We start from the raw sequence: 6899 nt of genomic DNA on the forward strand, positions 1-6899 counted from the left end.
TGCGACCCTGCACAGCAGAATACACAGCCCACCCTCAACGGCGACCCCGGCAAGACCCGAGCCTCACAGCTCGGAGCTCAAAGCTCAAGACTCAATGCCCCGCCGGATAATCGCCGCACGCCTCACACCCCGCACGGGGTGCAAGACCAAAGACTGGAGAAGATTACTCCTCGTCCTTCTTCTTCGGCTTGAAGTCCACGCCGGCTTCCTTACGCTGCTCCGGAGTAATCGGAGCGGGTGCGGCGGTCAGCGGGTCATAACCGTTACCGGTCTTCGGGAACGCAATAACCTCGCGAATCGAATCAACGCCAGCCAGCAGGGACACAACACGGTCCCAACCGAACGCAATACCACCCATGGGGGGTGCGCCGTACTTGAACGCATCCAGCAGGAAGCCGAACTTCTCCTGAGCCTCTTCCTCACCAATGCCCATCACGCCAAACACGCGTTCCTGCACGTCGCGGCGGTGAATACGAATCGAACCGCCACCAATCTCGTTACCGTTGCAGACAATGTCGTAAGCGTAGGCCAGAGCCGAACCCGGGTCGGTGTCAAAGGTATCCATGAACTCGGGCTTCGGGGAGGTGAACGCGTGGTGCACAGCGGTCCATGCGGAGTGGCCCAGAGCCACGTCACCGGACTCGGTAGCCTCAGCAGCAGACTCGAACATGGGGGCGTCAACAACCCACACGAAGGACCACTCGTCATCCTTAATCAGGCCGGTGCGGTGACCAATCTCAACACGAGCAGCACCCAGCAGTGCACGGGAAGCCTTAGCCTCACCAGCAGCGAAGAAGATGCAGTCGCCGGGCTTCGCGCCGGTAGCCTCAGCCAGACCAGCACGCTCAGCGTCGGTAATGTTCTTAGCCACGGGGCCGGTCAGCTCACCGTCCTCCTGAATGAGAACGTAAGCCAGGCCCTTAGCGCCGCGCTGCTTAGCCCATTCCTGCCAAGCGTCCAGGGTGCGGCGGGGCTGGGATGCGCCACCGGGCATCACAACGGCGCCCACGTAGGGAGCCTTGAACACGCGGAAAGTGGTGTCCTTGAAGTACTCGGTCAGCTCGGTCAGCTCCAGGCCGAAGCGCAGGTCGGGCTTGTCCGAACCGTACTTCTCCATCGCATCCTTGTAGGTCATGCGCTGAATCGGGCGGGGAACCTTCACGTCAATCAGGTTCCACACAGCCTCAACGATGCGCTCGCCCAGGTCAATGATGTCTTCCTGGTCAATGAACGAAGCCTCAATGTCCAGCTGGGTGAACTCGGGCTGACGGTCGGCGCGGAAGTCCTCGTCACGGTAGCAGCGGGCAATCTGGTAGTACTTCTCAATACCGCCCACCTGCAGCAGCTGCTTGAACAGCTGCGGGGACTGCGGCAGAGCGTACCACGAACCCGGAGCCAGACGAGCCGGCACCAGGAAGTCGCGTGCACCCTCGGGGGTGGAACGGGTCAGGGTCGGGGTCTCAACCTCAATGTAGCCGTCCTCGGCCAGCAGGTTGCGTGCCGCACGGTTCGCGTCCGAACGCAGGCGCATGATGCGGGCCGGCTCCGGGCGGCGAAGGTCCAGGTAGCGGTAGCGCAGGCGCGCCTCCTCACCCACCTCAACGTGCTCGTCAATCTGGAAAGGCAGCGGGGCCGCGGTGTTCAGCACCTCAACGGTGGACACCTCAACCTCAATCTCACCGGTGGCCAGGTTCGGGTTCTCGTTACCCTCCGGGCGCTTGGAAACCTTACCGGTCACGCGCAGAACGTACTCGTTGCGCAGGTGCTCGAAGTCAGCCTCGTTGTGGAAAACACACTGGGTGACACCCTCACGGTCACGCAGGTCAACGAAAGCGACGCCACCGTGGTCGCGGCGGCGAGCCACCCAACCGGTCAGGGTAACAGTCTCTCCAATATTTGCGGCGGTCAGCTCGCCGTTGGTGTGAGTGCGAAGCACAGACATTCCTTTCATAGCGAGCACCTCACGACTATAGACAGTAGCCGGGTACTCGCGGTTGATGATATGCGCACACTGCGTGCGCCCTATCCATTGTAGCCCGTCTTGCCGGGGCATGGACTCTCTCGCGGAAGGAGGTTGGTAGGGGCTGCGAGGGGCGGTTTCGGTTTGTGGGTGGTTTAGTCGCGTTTGGGGTGGTTAAGACCCACCGCGGATGCGACTAAACCATGCTTTGAGTGACTAAACCACCCACCGGACTAATCAGACCCCGATACTAGATCACCCAGAATCCATCCGACGGGACGAACCCCTCCCCTGTGGATGGGCAACCTCCTTCGTCTTCAGCCGAGTTATCCACAGATTTTGATTTTCGCCACGTGCAACGGCCACAACATGACAGCCTGATGGGTATGAACTCCCTGACCGCTCCCACCCCACGAACCGTCGAACTGTACTCCCTCGTGCTGACCACGCGCATCCTTAAGCTGCGGGGAATCGGCGCGAGGGAAGTCAATAGACTGATAGCCTCCGGGACCCTGCAACGCATCCAGCGAGGAGCCTACATCTACGCCTCCGATGCTACCGGCCTTCGAGACGATGATCGGCTTCGTGTACGATGCATCGCCGCCCACAAGGCCGGCCTGCAAGGGGTCTTCTCGCACGAATCAGCCGCGGTGCTCTGGGGGCTCGACCTGATGGGCGTTCCGGCCAGACTCAACGTGTGTAGCAACGCTAAAAGTCCCTCGGACCGGGGGCGAATCCGTCGGTACAGATTTACTCTTGACCCCAGCGAGGTGACCGTAATTCCGGGCACATCCATTCCCGTTACAACAGTGACTCGCACGCTGCAGGATTGCGTGCGGACCATGCCTTTTCGGAACGCCGTGGTGCTGACCGACTCCGTGATGCGGCGGGGGCTCCTGACGCCCGAGGCTGTGACCGACGCCCTCACGCACCTTACGAGGCGCGGCCGCTCGAATGGGCCGCTCGTTGTCCGGGCGATGGATGCATCCAGCGAGTCGGCCGGCGAAAGCCTCACCCGATGCCTACTCATGGAGCACGAGCTGCCCTCCCCCGTGACCCAGTACCCGATTGTGTGCGAGGGTCGACGCTACCGAACGGATTTCGCTTGGCCCGAGCTACGGGTCATTCTCGAGTTTGACGGCGAGCAGAAGTACGTCGATTACCCGGGTCGAGACCGGCAGGAGGCGGCCCGCGACCGGGCGCTCACCCGCGCCGGCTGGACGGTTATACACCTGACCTGGGCCGATATCTTCCAGAAGGAACCGGAAGTCGTGGCCCACCTGCGGAGGTTGCTTCTGCGGTGAGCCCGGTCGCCTCTCAATGGGTCGCGGTTTCGGTTTGTGGGTGGTTTAGTCGCGTATGGGGTGGGTCTTAACCATCCCAAAAGCGACTAGCCCATCCACCGGGTTACTAAACCACCCACCGGGCGGGTAAACGACAGACTTACAGCGGCCAGATAATACAGCAGCCAAATATTACCGCAGCCAGATAATACGGGTATTACAGGTATTTACAGACCCTCGGCACGCACAATCTGAACGTGCAGGTCCTCAGCCGGCGGCATCCACGAATTCGGGTCGGCGGGCACCTGCTCACCCGAACGGATATCCTTCACCTCGTGAACCGGGGCACCAGACTCATCCGAAGAGATGAACCACACGAACGGAATACCGCGCTTCTCGGCGTACTTAATCTGCTTGCCGAACTTCGCCGCATTCGCAGACACCTCGCAGGCGATGCCGCGGGCGCGCAGTGCATCCGCAACATCATTCGCGGCCGACCAGCCCTCATCATTCGTCAGGGCCACGAACACGGCCGAAGGCACCTTACGGCTCGCCTGCGCAAAACCCTGCGACAGAATACGAGCCACCACGCGGGTCACGCCAATGGACAGGCCCACGCCAGGGTACGTCTTCTTACCGTTTGAGGCCAGCGACTCGTAGCGACCACCCGAGCAAATCGAACCCAGCGACTCGTGGCCGACCAGCACGGTCTCGTACACGGTGCCGGTGTAGTAGTCCAGACCGCGAGCAATCGACAGGTCAGCCAGCACCTTACCCGGCGCACGGCGGGACGCCTCCTCAATGACCTCAGCCAGCTCAGCCAGGCCCTGGTCCAGCAGCTCGTGCTCCACCGAATACTTAGCCGCAAGTGCACGCACCTGCTCCACGAAGGATGCATCCTCGGTACGGATCTGGGCCAGCTCCAGGGCGGCCGCGGCAGCCTCCGCGCTCGCACCGGCCTCGGACTGAAGCTCCTCGGCCACGCGCTCGGGACCAATCTTCTCCAGCTTGTCGATGGAGCGCAGCACGGCCGCGGTGTCGGTCAGGCCCAGGCCCAGGTAGAAGCCCTCGGCCAGCTTGCGGTTATTCACGCGCAGCTTGAAATCGGGAATCGGTAGCTTCGACAGCGCATCGACAACGACCAGCGCGAGGGTCACGTCGTAACGGAACGGCAGCTCGCCGTCGCCAACCACGTCAATATCTGCCTGGGTGAACTCGCGGGCGCGGCCCTCCTGCGGGCGCTCACCACGCCAGACCTTCTGAATCTGGTAACGCGAGAACGGGAAGTTCAGGTAGCCGGCGTTCTCCACCACGTAGCGGGCAAACGGCACGGTCAGGTCAAAGTGCAGCGCCAGCTTCTCCTTGGCCTTCGCGGAGTCGTCCTCCTGCAGGCGCGAGATGGCGTACACTTCCTTGTCGATTTCGCCCTTGCGCAGCAGCTGCTCGATGGTCTCCACCGAACGAGTCTCAATCGGGGAAAAACCGTGCAGCTCAAAAGTCTCACGCAGGGTGTCGAGAACGTGGTTCTCAACCAGTCGTTCAGCCGGAAGATACTCGGGGAAACCAGACAGCGACGCCTTGCGAGCCATGCGCTCTACTCCTTGATAAAGAACTCGACAACAAAACCCCGGCGCTCTACGGTGCCGGGCATATCTATCATCATACCAACACCCGCACGCACGGCGGGGGCTCGCACGCGGACAGAGTGAACCGCTCGTCCCCATGCCAACACTCGCGAGCGGCGCGCCTGAACGTGACGACGACGATTAGGAGTCGAAGCGATGCACCGGGATGGTACTACCTGGCTGATTGCCGGTGTGAGTGGTGCCGGCGGCGGCCCTCCGCAGGGGCCAGTTGGTTGATTCAAGCCGAAGCACCCGCGGGCACGCGTAGCGGCGGCGGTTCGCATGCGCGGCAACGGAGGTAGCGGCTCAACGGAATAGCCGGAGCCCACATGCGCGGCGGCGGGCGGTTCGCCACGAACACAACACGACCGGACACTACTCACGCGAGGCCCGTACCGGCTATGCTTAGGAGGTGCACACGCACAACCCAACGGGTGCCCTGCGGCTGGCCGCGGCCCACGCCTCGGCGAGACGGCGCGAAGGCGCTCCCCGCATCCGGCACCCCCGAGTGAAAGAGTTATAGCGGTGACTACCAAATCCGACGACACTGTAAACCTCGAGAAGGCCCGCCAGTTTGGTCGCGTCTCCGAGGACGGCCACGTCTTCGTCATTGTCGATGGCGAAGAGTACGCTGTAGGTCAGCTGCCCGGCGCATCCGAAGATGAAGCGCTCAGCTACTTCGCCCGTAAGTTTGAAAACGTTGAGGCGCAGGTCGCCCTGCTCGAGTCGCGCCTGGCCAATAACGCCCCCGCCGCGGATCTGCAGAAGGGCATCGCCTCCATCGGCTCGCAGATTGGCGTGCGCAACATGGTCGGCGACTACTCCGGCCTGCAGAAGCGCCTCGTCTCCCTCGCTGAGCAGATCGCCGAACTTGGCGAGAAGCAGCAGCAGGCCCGCACCGAGAACCGCGAACGTGCCCTGGCCGTGCGTGAAGAGATTGTGGCCGAGGCCGAGCAGATTGCCGGCCAGGACCCCGACCAGATTCACTGGAAGAACTCGCATACCCGCATGAACGAGCTGTTCGAGGCGTGGAAGAAGGCTCAGCGTGAGATTCACCTGGCCAAGAGCGTGGAGGATGAGCTGTGGAAGCGTTTCCGCGCCGCCCGCACCACCTTCGACCGCAACCGCCGCGCACACTTCTCCCAGCTGGACGACCGCAACGCACGCATCAAGCGCGCGAAGGAAGAGCTGATTGCTCGCGCCGAGGAGCTGTCCACCTCGACCGATTGGTCTGAGACCTCCCGCGCGTACGGTGAGCTGATGCGCGCCTGGAAGCAGGTTCCGCGCGGCCACCGTCGCGAGGACGACAAGCTGTGGGCTCGTTTCCGTGCCGCTCAGGACGTGTTCTTCAACGCCCGCCACGAGGCTGAGGCCGCGCAGGACGCCGTCTACGCCGAGAACCTGAAGGTCAAGGAGGCACTGCTGGAGGAGGCCCGCGCGCTCCTGCCCGTTGAGGATATTGAGGCAGCAAAGGCCGCCTTCGAGAAGATTCTGGATCGCTGGGATGCGGCTGGCCGCGTGCCCCGCAACGACCTGCGCCGTATCGACGGCGAACTGCGCCGCATTCAGGACGAAATCAACGGCGCCGAAGAGGCAAAGTGGAAGCGCAACGACCCCGCCAAGGCGGCACGCGCGAACTCCCTGCTCGCACAGATCGAGGACTCCCTCGCCGAGCTGGAAGCAGAGCTCGCCGCAGCTGAAAAGGGCGGCGACTCTAAGAAGATCGCCAAGGCTAAGGAAGCTCTGGAGGCGCGCCGCGCCTGGGCAGCAACCCTGCAGGGTTTCGGCAACTAGGGTCTAGCCGACGGTCTAATTAACGCCGAGAAGCCACATGTGTTTCGAAAAGCCACCAATATCGTGGCTTCTCGAAACACATGTGGCTTCTGCGTGTCTGCGGGGGTTATATTCGCGCCCCCACCCGATGCAGATGGAGGGCGCACCGGGTTCATGGATTTTCGATAGGTTAGTGACTTTAATGCGGGTTAAAGACCCACGGTGAAGACACTAACCTATCGAAAACCTCTGTCTAAA

The 6899-nt window shown here is 62.3% G+C and carries 4 protein-coding genes; 2 read left to right on the forward strand and 2 right to left on the reverse strand.

From position 1 onward, the window contains the following. Window positions 1–163: 163 nt before the first annotated feature. Complete coding sequence (gene aspS, locus HMPREF2630_RS08620) at window positions 164–1936, reverse strand: aspartate--tRNA ligase (protein WP_070484524.1); 1773 nt, start codon at window positions 1934–1936, stop codon at window positions 164–166. Between the two features lie 866 nt (window positions 1937–2802). On the opposite strand from aspS, the gene HMPREF2630_RS09360 reads away from it, so the two are divergent. Continuing rightward, the gene (locus HMPREF2630_RS09360) at window positions 2803–3264 is read left to right on the forward strand and encodes an endonuclease domain-containing protein (RefSeq protein ID WP_239663151.1); all 462 of its coding nucleotides are present in this window, start codon (window positions 2803–2805) and stop codon (window positions 3262–3264) included. Between the two features lie 206 nt (window positions 3265–3470). Here HMPREF2630_RS09360 and hisS read toward each other — a convergent pair whose 3' ends face one another. Further along, window positions 3471–4832, reverse strand: coding sequence for a histidine--tRNA ligase (gene hisS / locus HMPREF2630_RS08630; protein WP_049343776.1), 1362 nt, complete (start codon window positions 4830–4832; stop codon window positions 3471–3473). 561 nt (window positions 4833–5393) lie between these two features. Here hisS and HMPREF2630_RS08635 point away from each other — a divergent pair. Next, window positions 5394–6662, forward strand: a complete 1269-nt coding sequence (locus HMPREF2630_RS08635) for a DUF349 domain-containing protein (protein ID WP_049343778.1) — start codon at window positions 5394–5396, stop codon at window positions 6660–6662. Window positions 6663–6899: the final 237 nt, after the last annotated feature.

This window comes from Rothia sp. HMSC072B03 (assembly GCF_001809565.1).
In the GTDB taxonomy this organism is placed as follows: Bacteria; Actinomycetota; Actinomycetes; order Actinomycetales; family Micrococcaceae; genus Rothia; species Rothia mucilaginosa_A.

What these genes read in the sequence shown, in the direction of transcription:
- hisS (WP_049343776.1), bottom strand. Translation starts at nt 4,832, where the DNA reads ATGGCTCGCAAGGCGTCGCTGTCTGGTTTCCCCGAGTATCTTCCGGCT.
- HMPREF2630_RS09360 (WP_239663151.1), top strand. Translation starts at nt 2,803, where the DNA reads ATGCCTTTTCGGAACGCCGTGGTGCTGACCGACTCCGTGATGCGGCGG.